Origin of the sequence: Rahnella sp. BCC 1045 (genome assembly GCF_019049615.1) — a bacterium.
Classification (GTDB): Bacteria; Pseudomonadota; Gammaproteobacteria; order Enterobacterales; family Enterobacteriaceae; genus Rahnella; species Rahnella contaminans.
Window position 1 is genome coordinate 1 of the sequence record NZ_JAFMOZ010000073.1, and the last position, 15,963, is coordinate 15,963.

Here is a 15,963-nt window from a genome sequence, read left to right on the forward strand (position 1 = left end):
TTTTTATTCTTTTATTTTCATTGAGTTAAGCAAAAAACCACCCCTTCAGTAGTACATCAAAAAGCACCAAAAACCGCCTCGTATGATCCACGTCAATTTTTACGTTATACTGCTTTGCTAGTATCTCGTTGCGCAGTGCATAGCCCTGAATAAGAGAGTTAATGTGAAAGCTGACAACCCCTTCGATCTAATATTACCCGCCGCTACAGCGAAAGTTGCTGAAGATGCCGGCGTTTATAAAGCCACCAAACAGCCGTTAAAAACATTCTTTTTAGCCATTACTGCTGGCGTCTTTATTTCTATCGCCTTTGCTTTTTATATCACTGCCACCACAGGCACCGGCACAGTCCCTTACGGCCTCGCAAAACTCGTTGGGGGCATCTGCTTCTCACTGGGTTTAATGCTGGTCGTTGTCTGCGGCGCTGACCTGTTTACTTCCACTGTGCTTATCGTGATTGCGAAAGCCAGCGGGCGTATCACCTGGGGGCAATTGGCACGTAACTGGGTCAATGTCTATATTGGTAACCTTATCGGATGCCTGTTCTTTGTCGCACTGATTTGGTTCTCAGGTGAGTATATGGTCGATAATGGTTTGTGGGGACTGAACGTTCTGCAAACTGCTGACCATAAAATGCATCACACGTTTATTGAAGCCGTTTGTCTGGGGATTCTGGCTAACCTGATGGTTTGCCTGGCGGTATGGATGAGTTACTCCGGCCGCAGTCTGATGGACAAAATGTTCGCAATGATCCTCCCCGTCGGCATGTTCGTCGCCAGCGGTTTCGAGCACAGCATTGCCAACATGTTCATGATCCCTTTAGGCATCGTGGTGAAGAACTTTGCGACACCAGAATTCTGGCAGGCTGTCGGCGCAACTCCGGCACAATTCGCAGAACTGAACATCACTAACTTTATCATCGACAATCTCATTCCTGTGACCATCGGTAACATCATTGGGGGCGGTTTGCTGGTAGGGTTAACGTATTGGGTCATATATCTTCGCGATGAGAAGCACCACTGATACAACGTGGCACTCTTGTTACGACAGTTTTACACGCGATTTTTAAGAAATCCAAATTAGAAGGTAGGTGCAAAATGTCCAAGCTCAATGAAAAATTGACCAACGCATGGGAAGGTTTTAGTGCTGGTGAATGGCAGAATGGCGTAAACGTCCGCGACTTCATTCAGAAAAACTACACACCGTATGAAGGTGATGAATCCTTCCTGGCTGGCGCGACTCAAGCGACAACCACCCTGTGGGATAAAGTAATGGAAGGTATCAAACTGGAGAACCGCACTAAGGCTCCTGTTGATTTTGATACTGACGTTGCGGCTACCATCACTTCTCATGACGCTGGCTACATCAATAAATCTCTGGAAACTATCGTTGGTCTGCAAACTGACGCGCCATTAAAACGTGCTCTGATCCCATTCGGCGGCATTAAAATGGTTGAAGGTTCATGTAAAGTTTATGGCCGTGAACTGGATCCAGCGCTGAAAAAAGTTTTCACCGACTACCGTAAAACCCATAACCAGGGTGTTTTCGACGTTTACACCAAAGACATCCTGAACTGCCGTAAATCTGGCGTTCTGACCGGTCTGCCAGATGCTTATGGCCGTGGCCGTATCATCGGTGACTACCGTCGCGTTGCGCTGTATGGTATTGATTTCCTGATGGCTGATAAATACGCACAATTCCAGTCTCTGCAAAATGATCTGGAAAACGGCGTGAATCTGGAAATGACCATCCAGCTGCGTGAAGAAATCTCTGAACAACACCGTGCTCTGGGTCAGATTAAAGAAATGGCTGCCAAATACGGTTGCGACATTTCTGGTCCTGCTACCAACGCACAAGAAGCGGTTCAATGGACTTACTTCGGCTACCTGGCTGCGGTGAAATCTCAGAACGGTGCTGCAATGTCCTTCGGTCGCGTATCTACCTTCCTTGACGTGTTCATCGAACGTGATATCAAAGCAGGCAAACTGAACGAAGAACAAGCTCAGGAACTGATTGACCACCTGGTTATGAAACTGCGTATGGTTCGTTTCCTGCGTACGCCTGAGTATGATGAACTGTTCTCTGGTGACCCAATCTGGGCGACTGAATCCCTGGCAGGTATGGGGGTTGATGGTCGTACTCTGGTAACCAAAAACAGCTTCCGCTTCCTGAATACTCTGTACACCATGGGGCCTTCACCAGAGCCGAACATGACCATCCTGTGGTCTGAAAAGCTGCCAATGAACTTCAAAAAGTACGCAGCGAAAGTGTCTATCGATACCTCATCTGTACAGTATGAGAACGATGACCTGATGCGTCCTGATTTCAACAACGATGACTACGCTATCGCTTGTTGTGTGAGCCCAATGGTTGTGGGTAAACAAATGCAGTTCTTCGGTGCTCGTGCAAACCTGGCGAAAACCATGCTGTATGCAATCAACGGCGGCGTTGATGAAAAAATGAAAATCCAGGTTGGCCCTAAAGAAGCGCCAATGATGGATGAAGTGCTGGACTATGACAAAGTTATGGACCGCATGGATCACTTCATGGACTGGCTGGCTAAACAGTATGTCACAGCACTGAACATCATTCACTACATGCACGACAAATACAGCTACGAAGCTGCGTTGATGGCGCTGCATGACCGTGATGTTTATCGCACAATGGCATGTGGTATCGCAGGTCTGTCAGTTGCTGCTGACTCCCTGTCTGCTATCAAATATGCAAAAGTTAGCACCATCCGTGACGAAGACGGCCTGGCTGTAGACTTCAAAATTGAAGGCGAATATCCACAGTTCGGTAACAACGATTCTCGCGTAGATGACATCGCTTGTGACCTGGTAGAACGTTTCATGAAGAAAATTCAGAAACTGCGTACCTACCGTGGCGCTGTAGCAACTCAGTCTGTTCTGACCATCACCTCTAACGTGGTTTATGGTAAGAAAACTGGTAACACCCCAGACGGTCGTCGTGCGGGTGCTCCATTTGGCCCAGGCGCTAACCCAATGCACGGTCGTGACCAGAAAGGTGCTGTTGCCTCTCTGACTTCTGTTGCTAAACTGCCGTTTGCTTACGCAAAAGATGGTATTTCTTATACCTTCTCTATCGTTCCAAATGCGCTGGGTAAAGATGATGATGTTCGTAAAGCGAACCTCGCGGGCCTGATGGATGGTTACTTCCACCACGAAGCGTCCATCGAAGGTGGTCAACACCTGAACGTGAACGTCATGAACCGCGAAATGCTGTTAGATGCGATGGAACATCCTGAAAACTATCCTCAGCTGACCATCCGTGTATCTGGTTATGCAGTACGCTTCAACTCACTGACTAAAGAACAGCAACAAGACGTTATTACCCGTACTTTCACCAAGTCCCTGTAATAATCTGCTGATGATTTAGCGTGATATATAAAGGCTCCACAACGTGGAGCCTTTGTTTCATCCTCACTACCCGCACTGTCTTCGCGACAGTCTGTTTTGCCAGAGCGCTATACGCCGTGGACCTCTGGCAAAGCAGTACCGCCATTGCTGACAATCAACCTTATTGATTGTCTGGTATCATAAACCTGTAGTTTCCAGTTTATCTCTGCCAGACCAGCACCCGCACATGTAGACTGCTATTCATTGGTCAATATGGAGAATAACCCGCAATGTCAGTTCAAGGGGACATTGATTAGGGTTTAATTTATTGAAATAAAAGGATTTATTTTAAAGCGTGTCCACATATTGACCATTTCGAGATTTAAAGACAAAAAAAGCCCCGCAATTAACTTTGCGGGGCTTTTTCGTTTTTCAGTATTCATCTACATCAGGAAGGTTTGCTGACCGTGCGAGGTTGGGTGAGGCATCACTGCGTTGATATGTCCCGGTTTCATAATTGAGCCGTCGAATGACTCCATTGTCTTAAACGTATGCCCGCAATTGATGTTCTGACACTGGTTATAACGCTCTTTAGTGTTTTCGCTCAGATAACGACTTGAACGCGTATGTGCAGCATATTTGCAGATTGGACAATGGAACATGATCACCACCTCAATGACTCTCTGTAAGATGCGTTGATTTTAACCATTAAATTCATTTAAAACAAACAGTTAAGTCTTATATTTAATCTTCCCCTTCCGTTTCATACTCCACATCTGAAAGCTTCACCTCAAGGTCTAAGGCCGTCGTGTAGCCACTATTACTGAGTGAGTGAACCACCTTAGTGATTATCCACGCCTGCTCGTCTATGACGCGCTTAAACCCTTTAACCGCTATTGGCGTTTCTGGATATAAATCTGCCCGCCCGAGCGCCAGAGTGATAGAAAACTCGGCCACACCGCGCTGTAATTTATCCCACTTAGCCGCCGCTGCGCGCATGGCCTGCGCCTTACTCGCATAGGTGGTGGTCAGCGCAAAAACGTTATCCGCTTCACCGGCCATGTATTCACCTTCTTTGGCTTCAGGTATTTTGACTGCCGACGCCTTGGCTTTAACCGGTTTCGCTTTGGGGTGTTGCAGTGCGCGCAGTTGTTTAAACTTCGGCTTTCGCTGGATTTTGACCTTTTGCTTTTTCGGCTTGGGGTCTTTGGTGTGCAACCATTTGGCCGTTACGCCTGTATATGCGCCCCGATCAGCAATGGCGAACTGATGCCGGTCACCGTCGGCGCGCTCAATCGTCATGGCCGGTATGGGTTTGCCGCTGGCGGTGGTGCCGCTCCCCGCTTTCAGAAAAAGTAACTTACCGGCTTTCACTGAGACATCAGCCCCGTTGCGCGTGGCCAGACGGGTTAAGAACTTGGCGTCAGATTCCTGAGACTGGTCGATGTGTGGGATGCTAATGGCGTTCAGTTGCGTGGCTACGCTGGCTGTCAGCTTATTACGCGCCGCAATTTGCTCCACCACCTGACCGAGAGTGGTGTCATGGTATGACATTTCACGCCGTGAGTTCAGGGTGCCGCGAAAGTCAGCACTGCGCGCCCGGATGGTCAGCGTATCCGGCGCGCCACGGTGTTCAACTTCATCAACCGTAAATAGCCCCTTACCGAGCAGCGCCGCACCCTGCCAGCCCAAGAACAGTGAGAGCACCGCACCGCGCGCAGGCATCTCCACCTGACCGTCACTGTCGTCCAGCTCAATATCGAGCTGGTCAGCTTCAAACCCCCTGTTATCCGTGAGCGTCAGAGATAACAGCCGGGCGCTGATATCTTTCGTGATGTCATTACCCGCCTGCGTCAGCATAAATGCCGGTGCCATGGTTGCCCCGGCGTCGAGCGTCAACCCTGTAATCATGACAGCACTCCTTGCATGGCCGTACTAGCCTTATTCAGCAGGCCGTCAGCCTGCGTCTGCAAATCACCAAACATGGCCGTCATTGACTCATCCACTCGGGTGAGCGTCAGTGTGAACTCAATGCTGCGCGCGCTACCATCGGCAAAGAATTCTGTACGAGTTTCACTGATGCTCTCGACTACGAACATGCCATAAATGGTGCCGGAGCCCTCCAGCAGCGGCCACGCCTTGCCCTCATCGGCCATCAGATTCAGCGTCAGCAGGGACAGACGTCCGCCGGTGATTTCCGGCATCAGCACACCGGACAGGGTAATTTTTTCCTCATTCACGCCAAGAAATTGCAGCGCGGGGCGCTGGCCGATGCGACTGTTTGACGGCCAGCGGTAATCCACACTGCGTTGCAGGCTCTGATAGGGAACGGTCTGGAGCTGAAAGACAAACAATCCGAGCGTTAACATCATGTGCAAATCCCCTTAATCATGATCCATGCGAGAGCGAGACTCTGCGCGGCGCTGACGTTCGCGGGCGTCCAACGCGTCAATAACCTGACGGCTGGTATCCTGCGCGCCCATACCGGCACCAACAGAAATCTGATAACTGTTTTTGCTGTTGTCGGTGTAAGAACGCCCACCACCCGCCGACACCGGCACGTAGCCGTAACTGAATCCAAAATTACCGCCCGGCGGCTGATACTCCGCCGCATTACCGGCATCAGATTTTGAACGCAGCTCCGCTTTATCAGCGTTTTTGTCGAGGTCGTCAGACTCTTTCTTCACTACGCCGAGTTTTTCCAGCAGCCAAACCACACCGCGACGCAGCTTATTGGCCACCTGCAATGGCGCGGTAAGAGCATTTGCCACAGCATGACCAAACGACACCCCCGCATCTTTACAACTATCGAGGGTTTCCTTGGTTGATTTCACGGGTTGAATCAGGTCTTTAAACCACTGCCATACGACCTTGAGTTTATCCCCAAGCCATTCAAAGACCGGCTTCAACGGCGCAAACATCTCTTTCACCGGCTCAAACGCAATACCCAACCCTTCTATCACGCCGCTGAAAAAGGCGCTGATAGGCTCCCAGTATTTACGGATGAGCAGAGCCGCAGCGACAAACAGCGCGCCGATGGCCAACACCGGCCAGGTTATTGCCCCCAGCGCAGTGACAATGGCCGCTCCCGCCGCGCTGAATATCACTCCGAGCGTTCCGGCGACGGCGATAATCGCATTAATGCCCGCAATCACCGGCCACGCAATAAGACCGATTCCGCCAAGCACACCGATGATAGCCAGCGCACCGGAGACCAAAGCAAAAAGTGTTTTCGTCAGCTCTGGATTGGCTTTCGTCCATGCCCCGATTTTCCCTAACCAGTCGGTGGCCGAGGTGGTCAGGCGGCGGAGGGTCTTATCCTGTTTCTCAAAGACCTCAATCTGTAAATCTTCCCATGCCGAGGCGAGGTTTTTTAAATCGCCGTCGAGGTTGTCGGTCTGGACTTTGGCGATACGCTCCGTAGTACCGGCAGAGTCTTTAATTGCCCCTTGCTTCTCGGCAAGGTTGCCGTTTCCCGCAGCGGCAACCAGCTTAACCGCGCCCTTCATGGCCTCTTCACCAAAAATCACTTTCAGATATTCAGCCTGCTGAGCGGTGCCGAGTTTGTTCTTTTTAAAAGACCGGTCAATCGACTGGAGGATCCCCACGACCGGCAGCATGTTGCCTTTTGTGTCTCGGGTTTTAATACCCAGTTCATTGAGCGCCGCCGGAGCCTGACCGATGGGGGCTTGCAGACGGCTGAAAATAGCGCTTGCTCCTGTACCGGCCATCGACCCCTTAATCCCGTTATCCGCCATCACGCCGAGCATGGCCGTCGTGTCTTCGATGCTGGCACCCGCCGCCTCAGCAATGGGCGCCACATATTTCATCGCTTCGCCAAGCTCAATTAGCCCGGTATTTGACGAGGTAAACCCCTTGGTCATCACGTCCGCTACGCGCTGAATTTCCGTAGTCGGCAGGTTAAACGCCGATTGCATATTGGTGATGATGTCGGCGGCTTCGGCAATATCCACATCCGCCGCAAGGCTCAGGTTAACGGTGGAACCCGTTGCGGCCAGCACTGAATCGGCGTCATAGCCCGAGCGGGCAAGCGTGGTCTGCGTGCGGGCAACGTCGCCCGGAGAAAACGCCGTTGTCGCGCCGATATCACGCGCCTGCTTACGAATTTGTCCAAGTTTCTCATCGCCCTTATCAAGGCCAAGAATGGCCTGCGTGCCTGACATCTGTTTATCAAAACCAATGCCCGGCGCAATAAACCGGGCTTCCCCATACAGTCCGGCGGCAGCCACACCGACGCCAGCCATGCCCGCCCCGCGCGCCCCGGCGGCTAACTGCTTGCCGGAGTCATAGCGCTTTTTTACCGTACCGAGTCTGGCCTGCTGCGCACTGACGCGGGCGAGCGCATCACGCTGACGGTTGAGCTGCGCCGTCGTCTCGCTGACGAAGGTTTTCAGGCGGCGCTCATCGGCTGACAGCGTGCGCGTATTAATCCCGGCCTGCGCCAGTTCCTGACGCTGACGCTGCACTGATTGCCTCAGTCCGTTGTATTTAGTTTGCAGGTCAGACGCAGCGCGCTTGGCATCTTCCAGCGCCTTGGCCTGCGCCCGCGTTGGATTGGTGGTGTTTTTAAACTGGACAGCCAGCGCGGCGGCTTCCTGTTTTGCATTCTTAAGAGACTGGCCGGTAACGGCAAGCTGACCGCTCGTTTTACGAAAACCCTCAATACGCCCGGCTTGGGCGTTCAGGGATTTGAGGGAGTTTTGGGTATTTCGGATATCCCCGGACAGCGACTTACTCGCTGTCTGGATGGATTTAAACGGGCGACTTGCTTGGTCAACGGCCTTGAGCAGAACCTGCAACTTAACGTTACTCATTGGCGTGTCCACTTCGTTCGATTGCCTTTGCGCGCCATTGTGCGAGCTCGGCGGGGCTCATCGGATAGAGCTCTGACGGTGGCCAGTGAAAGACCACCGCCACGTCAGCCATCAGGTCATCTACCCCAAAGCGGGGCGGGAACGTCAGTGTTCCGAATTCGGCGATAAAAAACCAATCACCTTGCCCGCCAGCGCCACAAGGTCTGGCAGCTCCAGCGCGTTACACTCTTCTTTTGTCAGGCTCGGGTAAGTGATGCGCGGCAGTACTACCAGCAGCGCATCAACCTGCGCATTAGCCACGTCAGCCAAACCGACGCCGCGCAATGCTCCGGCAGTGGGACGGATAACCGTCACCGAATCAATCAGGGTTTCGCCGCGCTTGATGGGTTTATCCAGCGTCACGACGTTGGTGTTTTCGTCGGCGGTAGTCAGGTCTTTATTGCTCATCGGATTATCTCCACGTCAGGTTATGGGCGTGGCCAGCGGTTACCGGCCACGTGGTGATTACAGGCCGATATTGCGGCGGTGTTTTTCCAACATGTCAGTGCCGTTGACCATCTCGACCATGTTCACGGTGTCGATTTCAATCAGCGTACTGCCATCAATCACCAGCTTGTAATACGTGCACTGCGTGGTGATTTTGCTTTCTGTGTCTTCCCCCTGTTTCATGTCGCCGGTGTCGATTTCTTTATGACGCCCGCGCATAACAATCTCCACGGCGGAGACGTCGCCGGTGTCGTCGCGCTGGAAAGACCCGGCAAAACGCAGCGGCACATCCGCCGCACCGGCGGTGGCATACTGCGCCCACAGGGTGGCGTCCGGGAGCCCGCCCATTGACCACTCAACGGTCAGCGCGTCGTCGTCCAGACCAAAATCCACCGGCGCGGAGCCGTTCATACCGCCGCCGCGATAGTTCTCAAGCTTGCGGGTCAGTTTGGGCAGTGTGACCGACTGCACCACGCCCATATAGCTCAGGCCGTCGTTAAACAGGTTGAGGTATTTCAGTTTGCGAGGAAGTGCCATTGTGATTGCCTTTAGCTGTTGACGGATGCGGCCAGATTAACGAGGTAGGTGTCCGTGATACGCTGACGCAGGGTCAGGCTCTCCAGCGGCGGCACCGGCGTGTAGTCATAATCGATATAAAGTTTCCCGGCTTTCAAGGTCTCTTTATCGTTGGCGGATTCATCAAACCAGCAATTGCCGTCAATGATGTAGCCATTGGATTTGAGCTCACGGAATTTGGCGTTGATGCCGTCGATGATGTCGCGGATAAGCGTTGCCGTCATGGGCTTATCCACCGCCCACATGTGCGCTTCGGCCATTGTGTCTGCCAGTACCTGCGCGGTGCGGGTGTAGTTCTCAAACAGAAATAGCGGGTCATCAGAGCACGTGCGGTTACCCCAAAAACGGAAGCCGTCTTTGCGAACCAGCGTCGTGACACCCGCCTCATTAAGCAGGTCAGCATCCGTGCCGGAGGCCTGCAAATCCCAAAACACCGAGGCGCTGATACCGGTCACGCCGTTGACGCCAACGTTAGACAGGGTTTTATGCCAGCCGGTATCTTGGTCAATTTTGGCGCGCAGACCCAAGGCGCGCGCCGTCGCGTAAGCGGTAGCACTGGCGTTTGCCGTGGTGTCCCATGAAATAAAATCAGGCCAGATAAGCATCAGCTCGCGCTGGCTGAAATTGTCACGGTATTTGATGGCATCAGAAAGGGTTTTACATTCCCACGCGCTGATGTAGCCAAACGCGCGCAGCGACTGGCAGACCGAGGCCAGCGCCGTGGCCACTTCCTGAGAGTCCAGACCCGGCACACCCAAAATACGCGGTTTTACGCCGGTGACCGCCTCGGCAGTAAGCAGTGCTTTCAGGCCTGTATATTTGCCGTCAGCACTGGCACCGCCGAGGATATTAGACAGGGTTTCGGCCTTGGCTTCTTCTTCATCTTCATTCTCTGACTCTGCAACACGAACCACAACGGTGACTGGCTTGCACTGGTCACCAATGGCCGAAAGCGCCGCCAAAAGCGTACCGGTTTTACCGGCTTTGCCTTGGGCGGCGATCACATCGGTAATTAAAACCGCCGTGTTAAGCGGAAAGGCTTTATCATCAGCATCATTAGCCGTGCAGACCATGCCGATAATGGCCGTGGATACGGTGGAAATAACGCGCGTTCCGTCGTTAATTTCGACGACCTGCACGCCGTGGTGAAAATCACTCATCGGGTTAACTCCGTTAAAATAGGCAAGGCAATTTTGTTGTTTAACGGCAGTCAGGGCGAGCGGTAAGCGTTGGGAGGCGGGCTGTACAACAGGCGAAAAAAAGCCCCTTGCGGGGCGATGAGTCAGGCGGGCAATTGCGGCCAGTCGATATCCGGCGCAACGGACAAATCAAGCCGGTTGAGTGCGACACGGTATTTTTTCCAGTCTTTAAGACTTGCCATTTCTTCTTCTGTTACATCGTCAATATCAACAGCATCTTGCAACGGAGCGATAGCAGCATTAGACGCTGCGTAAAGGTCTGCCCGCTTTGTCTCAGCTAGAGCAATATGTTCTTCTGGTGTATATGATTTCGCAATTATATTTGAACCATCAAAACACCACTCTCCCCTCGCTGAAAATCCTTCCGGGATACCCGCTAGCGGTATTTCCGCAACTGAGTTATTTTGCGGCCATAACGCCGAGACATCACCACCCGCAGAAATAATTACTCCCTCACCATTGAATACGATTTTCAACGTGTCGGCACTGAATGCTTTCTGTGATTCGTACCAGTCATTACCTTCTGCATCGCACAAGAAAATAATGCCTGCCTCCGGGAAGGGGTTATTTTTTGGCACATAACTTTTGAAATTTTTATAAATAATCACTTGGCTTCCCCTTAAAGACTGGTGGTGCCGTACCAGTTTCCACCGATACAAACTTGCACCTGCCTGACAGCAAACTGCATGTTAATAGCGTAGTTCGCTGTTGATTGCACACCGGTCAGAACCTGCCCGTTGTCGTAATTAAGCACATTGTTACCAATCTGCCCCGTCCAGTTTGCATTAGAGAGCCGGACACCCGTCACAGCCGCTCCTGTCGGCGGCGGGTTATTGGGGCTATATACGCGCTGTGATCTTTCGTAGATATATCCAGCCGTATTTATGTCGCGCCCCGGATACACATCCCCCGTACCGCTAAATGTTACCCTCCCCGTTTCTGTTGAATTGTTGGTCGTTACCGTCCTGAAAATAAAGCCGCCAACGCCCCCGCCACGGTTATTAACAAAATCAGACTCGCCTTGCCCGCCTGTTTCATTCCAGCCGATAAATGTTCCCTGAACTTCTTTTCCCGGATTGGGGGGCTGCGTAGCACTTAAATAGGTTGCATTGACATAGCCGCCAACGTTCCCGCCAGACTGAGGATAAGCGCCCACGTTACCTGCGCTGATATTAATATCCGCGCTACCATCAAACGCCACCCCGGCAATCTTACGTGCTGTTGCCAGCTTGGTGGCTGCAACAGCCGTCCCACCAGCAGGCAGTGCACCAACATCAGCCGGAGTCGGCTTATTAGCCTGACAATAAATTTCGTTCCATGCTGACCATGGGCCATCTACCCCATTCCATGCCCCGGTGGCTGAACGGGTGAATTGTCGACCGTTATTATTAAAGGCAATTTGCTGTGTCGCATTCGGACCCCACGTCACGAAAATAACGCCCACGAATCCATTCATCGGGTAGCCCTTATCCGTGGTCGCAGCAGCAACACCGGGTACGCCATAATGCCCAAACATGCCAGACCCGCGCAGAGTGTTGGGGGTATCTGTGGCGGCTAAGTTGGTGCGAATTTTAAACGCCGTAGCGATTTCATCAGCCAGTGCTTTTTCGCTGGCGGCGCTTTGTGCTGCCGTCCATGCACCAACGTCTGCGGCTGTCGGTTTATTGTTGGTGCCGTAAACCGCCACCCACGGACGCCATGGGCCATCTTTGCCATTCCAGTTGGTTGAAAGCCCGCGCATCCAGACGTTGCAGGTATCAAAGGTGATATACATCTGCTGACAGCCGTAAGCGCTGCCGGTCACAAACAACGTACCCGCCTTGGCTTCCGGGTAGTTTCTTTCCACCGTCGCAGACGCATTGGCGGATTGGTGATAAACAACGGCCTGAACGGCCGTCAGACCAAAACCCACGGTGTTAAGGTCAGTGGCACCGAGGGCAGTATTTGCCGCAACCGAACCGGCCGTACTGGCCTGCACCCAGTCACGCCATGGCCCATCAGTACCATTCCACGAAGCGTTTAACGCCCGAGTCCATACCATGCCGGTATTTTGCACGGTGTAACGTTGCAACACGCCGCCTGTCCATGATGCTGGTATCACCTCCAGTACGCCCGCCGCCTGCGAACCTGACGGATAACCGTTTGCCGCGGTCGCATTGGCTCCGGTGCTTTGCACATAAAGACCAATCATCCCAAGATTTAGCGTGTTGATATTGGTCGCACCTAATACCGTCGTTATAACAGGCAGCCCCCCAACGTCTGCGGCTGTAAGATTCTGATCTGCGCTTAATGCCTTACCGTTGATTTTACGGGTGGAGGGGACGCGACCATTCGCGTTGTCATTCGCGGCTTTCACCGCCTTTGGCGTCGCTGCAAGCACCTCACTGGTACTGCTGACCGAGCTGTTAAGCTGGACAAACCCTTTTGCCGTCAGCGTGCCGTCGGGATGGTTGCGTGATTTCTCATGCTCGGCCAACTTATCATCAACATAATCTTTGGTGGCCATGACCGTGGAGCCATCAATGCTCAGGGCAATGGCGTTAATCTCACTGACAATCAGCACCATGCGCAGCGTCTGTAAGCGGCCCGCCCCTTCAGCTAATTCCGGCTTATAGCTTTCAGCCATATTACTGACGGCAATCAGCACGCCGTCAGCATCATAAAGCCCCATCTCCCGCATCCAGAAGCCGCCGATTTCCGACTGGATCACCAGCTCGGCTACCAGATAGTTACTGTTCTTTGCGTCAATACTCAGTCGGTTGAGACCCGCGCGATAAACCTCATTAATCAGCTTGGTCTGTTTTGAGTCCGGGGTCGGGAGCTTTCCGCCCCCATCACCGACGGCCATCTGTGTGATGTTGACCTGCGTCCCGCCTGCCGTCGCGGCGGCAATTTTGGCCGCACCGGCGGTGGTCAGTAATGCTTTATACGTCGCCATGAAATGTCCTCTGATTAGGCCGGATAAACGGTGATAACGTCGCCGTCATAAGAAAGCGCGCCGATAAAAATATGACCGGGGATATCCTGAATGATGGTCAGCGTTTCAAGGTGGCGGCTGGCCGGTTTGGCATCCGCAATAAGCCGCTCCATCTCCTGATACATTTCCTCGGTGATGCCGCTCTCCAGCACACCGATATCAAGCCGAAACGTACCCGGCGGGCTGTTAGTCTCCCACCACTCAGAGATTTTAAGGACATACCCCAGCGGCTCGACCACACGGCGGATCGCGCTGATGGTGCCTTTGTGGCTGTGAATAAAATAAGCCGATTGAATAACGCCGCGCTTGGTGACTTCCGGCCATTTCTCATCCCACCGGTCAACCGAAAACGCCCATGCCAGATAGGGTAAGAACTTCGCCGGGCAGGTCTGCGGGTTCCATAAATCACGCAGCGGCACCCGGACGGCGGTCAGCTCGGCGCAAGCCGCAGCAGCGGCGACCTCCAGCGGCGATGAACCGACGGGTAAGAGTCGTGCATTACTCATCGGTGCCCCCGATTGTGATTGAGGATGCAGTGCAATATGAAGCCTGCGTGTCATCGAGCACGATATCGGCCAGCGGCTGCGTGAGCTCGACACGCTGAACACCTTCAACGTGCAGCGCGGCATAGATAGCCGAGAGGCGAATATCGCGCCCCAGCCTGTGCTGTGCCAGCGTATAGGCGTTGAGCTTATCCACTGCGGCCAGCCTGACGGGCTCAAGCTCCGGGCCCGGATAAACATAGAGCTTCGCGATAATCTGATAAGGCACCACCACGGCGGATTGCACAGTCACCCGGTCAGCTACCGGGCGAACGTCTTCGGCATTGAGCGCGGTATTAACGATAGCGATAAGCTCATCACTGGCCGTGCCGTCACCCTCGCGAGAAAGTACGGAAATCGTCACGCTGGCCGGTGTCGGGCTAATCACTGACACATCCGCCACCCGGCCATCAGCACTGCGGCCATGAAACTGGTAAGCGCCGGTTGACCCGGCCACGCTCAGCCCCTCGAAAGCCTGCTGAATGCGCACCCGAAAATCAGCGTCACTTTCCAGCACCTCAACCATCGGCGGCAATACAGAATCATCAGCCTCAGTGATAACCAAGCGGCTGACGTTGTAATTTCCTCCGAGCTGGTCAAGGTCGCGCCCCGCCGCGTAGGCCAGCATATTGGCGCGCGCCGCTTCATTGACGCGCTGACGCAAAATCACCTCACGGTAAGCGTTCTCCTGCAACAGCTTGACGATGGGCTCAGATTCCAGCGCCAAGGTGCGCGCGACGGCTTCGCGTTCGCTCTCGTCATACAGAGAGAGCAACGTCGCTTTTCGCTCGGCAAGCAGGGTTTCATAATCCAGTTTCTCCACCACATCCGGGGCAGGAAGCAGGCTTAAATCAATTGTGGCCATAGCGTTAACTCAGTTGGATGGAAGAAGAAAAACCGCCGGGAGAGTCCGTGCGATGACCGGTAATGTTGACCACCATCTCCCCGCTATACGTGGTGTCAAAAGTGATGCCGGACAGGCTGATGCGGGGCTCCCAGCGGAGGATCGCCGAATAACACGCCGCCATGATTTGCAGCCGCAGCGCTGCGTTTTGTGGCTGGTCGGTCAGCGCGGAAAGCAACGACCCATAATTTCGGAGCATCACCCGCGAACCTATCGGCGTGCGCAAAATATCACTGACCGACTGGTTGATGTGCGCCATGTCTTCAACCGCGCGCCCGGTACTGCGGGACATGCCGAGGTATTTCGCATTAGTCATTGTTTAATTCCCCTGCGGTCAGTTGGGCTTGCCGGTGTTACCACCGCCAGTCTGGACGCCGCCGTGTGTATGGGTATCCACCTGCACACCGTTGGACGTAAACGCGCCGCCGGTGTGTGCAATATTGCCTTTCATCGCGCCGCCTTTTTGCACCTCTAATGAGCCGGTGGTCAGCTTGTTGGTACAGACGACCTCTGGCGTATCAAGCGTGATTTTGGTACTGGCCGTGACGGTGACATTTGGCGCAGTGGCATTAATTGACGTTGCAGCGGAAATCTTCGCGGTTTTAATGCCACTTACCGTCAGCGCGCCGCTTTCCGGCTCGTATTCCAGCACGGCACCATCAGGAAAACTGACGTGATACGCCTGCGGTGATGCTGACGGCGCGGGGAAGTCATCGGAATAAATGCCCGGCAGTACAAACCCGGTATCGAGCTCACCACCAAGAGAAAGCAGCAAAACCTGCTCACCCACAGAGGGAGCCCACCACGTCCGGGCACTCCCTGCGCGGGGCGTCAGCCAGTGCAACCAGTCAGTAACAAGCTCACCGGTCTGGACACGGCAGACACCCAACGTTGTATTCACTTCGGCAACCACGCCAATGCGGATAATGTCGCGCACGGCGCGGGCAAGTTCGGATAGAGTTTCGAGTGTTTTCATACTGGAAAGGATGCCGTCAGAGAGATCTGTCAGCAATGCAGGATTGCTATTTGACAGGCAGCACAACAAGCTTAAAAAAGCAGTTATTTAAATACATATATTATTATATAT

At 53.3% G+C, this 15,963-nt stretch carries 16 protein-coding genes; 2 read left to right on the forward strand and 14 right to left on the reverse strand.

Annotation, left to right across the window (positions count from 1 at the left end; genetic code table 11):
- The first annotated feature begins 163 nt into the window (after nt 1–163).
- Entirely contained in the window at nt 164–1,021 is an 858-nt protein-coding gene (gene focA / locus J1782_RS01075; protein ID WP_095922616.1) for a formate transporter FocA, read from the forward strand.
- A 74-nt stretch (nt 1,022–1,095) separates the two neighbouring features.
- Nucleotides 1,096–3,378, forward strand: a complete 2,283-nt coding sequence (gene pflB, locus J1782_RS01080) for a formate C-acetyltransferase (protein WP_152324167.1) — start codon at nt 1,096–1,098, stop codon at nt 3,376–3,378.
- A gap of 422 nt (nt 3,379–3,800) precedes the next feature.
- Here pflB and J1782_RS01085 read toward each other — a convergent pair whose 3' ends face one another.
- From J1782_RS01085 to J1782_RS01150, 14 genes are all read right to left on the reverse strand, one after another.
- On the reverse strand, nt 3,801–4,019 hold the full coding sequence (locus J1782_RS01085) for a DNA-binding transcriptional regulator (protein WP_129637984.1): 219 nt from the start codon (nt 4,017–4,019) through the stop codon (nt 3,801–3,803).
- An 82-nt stretch (nt 4,020–4,101) separates the two neighbouring features.
- On the reverse strand, nt 4,102–5,268 hold the full coding sequence (locus J1782_RS01090) for a phage late control D family protein (protein WP_217152173.1): 1,167 nt from the start codon (nt 5,266–5,268) through the stop codon (nt 4,102–4,104).
- Nucleotides 5,265–5,729: a phage tail protein gene (locus J1782_RS01095; RefSeq protein WP_217152175.1), complete on the reverse strand. Its 465-nt coding sequence runs from the start codon at nt 5,727–5,729 to the stop codon at nt 5,265–5,267. Before J1782_RS01095 ends, J1782_RS01090 begins: the two co-directional genes overlap by 4 nt.
- A gap of 12 nt (nt 5,730–5,741) precedes the next feature.
- On the reverse strand, nt 5,742–8,192 hold the full coding sequence (locus J1782_RS01100; RefSeq protein ID WP_217152176.1) for a phage tail tape measure protein: 2,451 nt from the start codon (nt 8,190–8,192) through the stop codon (nt 5,742–5,744).
- On the reverse strand, nt 8,185–8,304 hold the full coding sequence (locus J1782_RS01105; RefSeq protein WP_198659659.1) for a GpE family phage tail protein: 120 nt from the start codon (nt 8,302–8,304) through the stop codon (nt 8,185–8,187). The genes J1782_RS01100 and J1782_RS01105 overlap by 8 nt, the downstream gene beginning before the upstream one ends.
- A 32-nt stretch (nt 8,305–8,336) precedes the next feature.
- Nucleotides 8,337–8,639: a phage tail assembly protein gene (locus tag J1782_RS01110; RefSeq protein WP_217152177.1), complete on the reverse strand. Its 303-nt coding sequence runs from the start codon at nt 8,637–8,639 to the stop codon at nt 8,337–8,339.
- A gap of 57 nt (nt 8,640–8,696) precedes the next feature.
- Nucleotides 8,697–9,215: a phage major tail tube protein gene (locus J1782_RS01115; protein ID WP_217152178.1), complete on the reverse strand. Its 519-nt coding sequence runs from the start codon at nt 9,213–9,215 to the stop codon at nt 8,697–8,699.
- A gap of 11 nt (nt 9,216–9,226) precedes the next feature.
- Nucleotides 9,227–10,414, reverse strand: coding sequence for a phage tail sheath protein (locus J1782_RS01120; RefSeq protein WP_217152179.1), 1,188 nt, complete (start codon nt 10,412–10,414; stop codon nt 9,227–9,229).
- 122 nt (nt 10,415–10,536) lie between these two features.
- Entirely contained in the window at nt 10,537–11,061 is a 525-nt protein-coding gene (locus J1782_RS01125) for a tail fiber assembly protein (protein WP_371819702.1), read from the reverse strand.
- 11 nt (nt 11,062–11,072) lie between these two features.
- A complete protein-coding gene (locus J1782_RS01130; RefSeq protein WP_254302878.1) occupies nt 11,073–13,391 on the reverse strand; it encodes a phage tail protein in 2,319 nt (772 codons plus the stop codon).
- Between the two features lie 14 nt (nt 13,392–13,405).
- Nucleotides 13,406–13,936, reverse strand: coding sequence for a phage tail protein I (locus J1782_RS01135; RefSeq protein WP_217152180.1), 531 nt, complete (start codon nt 13,934–13,936; stop codon nt 13,406–13,408).
- Nucleotides 13,929–14,837, reverse strand: coding sequence for a baseplate assembly protein (locus J1782_RS01140; RefSeq protein WP_217152181.1), 909 nt, complete (start codon nt 14,835–14,837; stop codon nt 13,929–13,931). Before J1782_RS01140 ends, J1782_RS01135 begins: the two co-directional genes overlap by 8 nt.
- 4 nt (nt 14,838–14,841) lie before the next feature.
- The gene (locus J1782_RS01145) at nt 14,842–15,192 is read right to left on the reverse strand and encodes a GPW/gp25 family protein (protein WP_217152182.1); all 351 of its coding nucleotides are present in this window, start codon (nt 15,190–15,192) and stop codon (nt 14,842–14,844) included.
- Between the two features lie 18 nt (nt 15,193–15,210).
- Nucleotides 15,211–15,852 carry a phage baseplate assembly protein V gene (locus tag J1782_RS01150; protein ID WP_217152183.1) on the reverse strand — a complete coding sequence of 214 codons (642 nt, stop codon included), beginning with the start codon at nt 15,850–15,852 and terminating at the stop codon, nt 15,211–15,213.
- Nucleotides 15,853–15,963 lie beyond the last annotated feature (111 nt).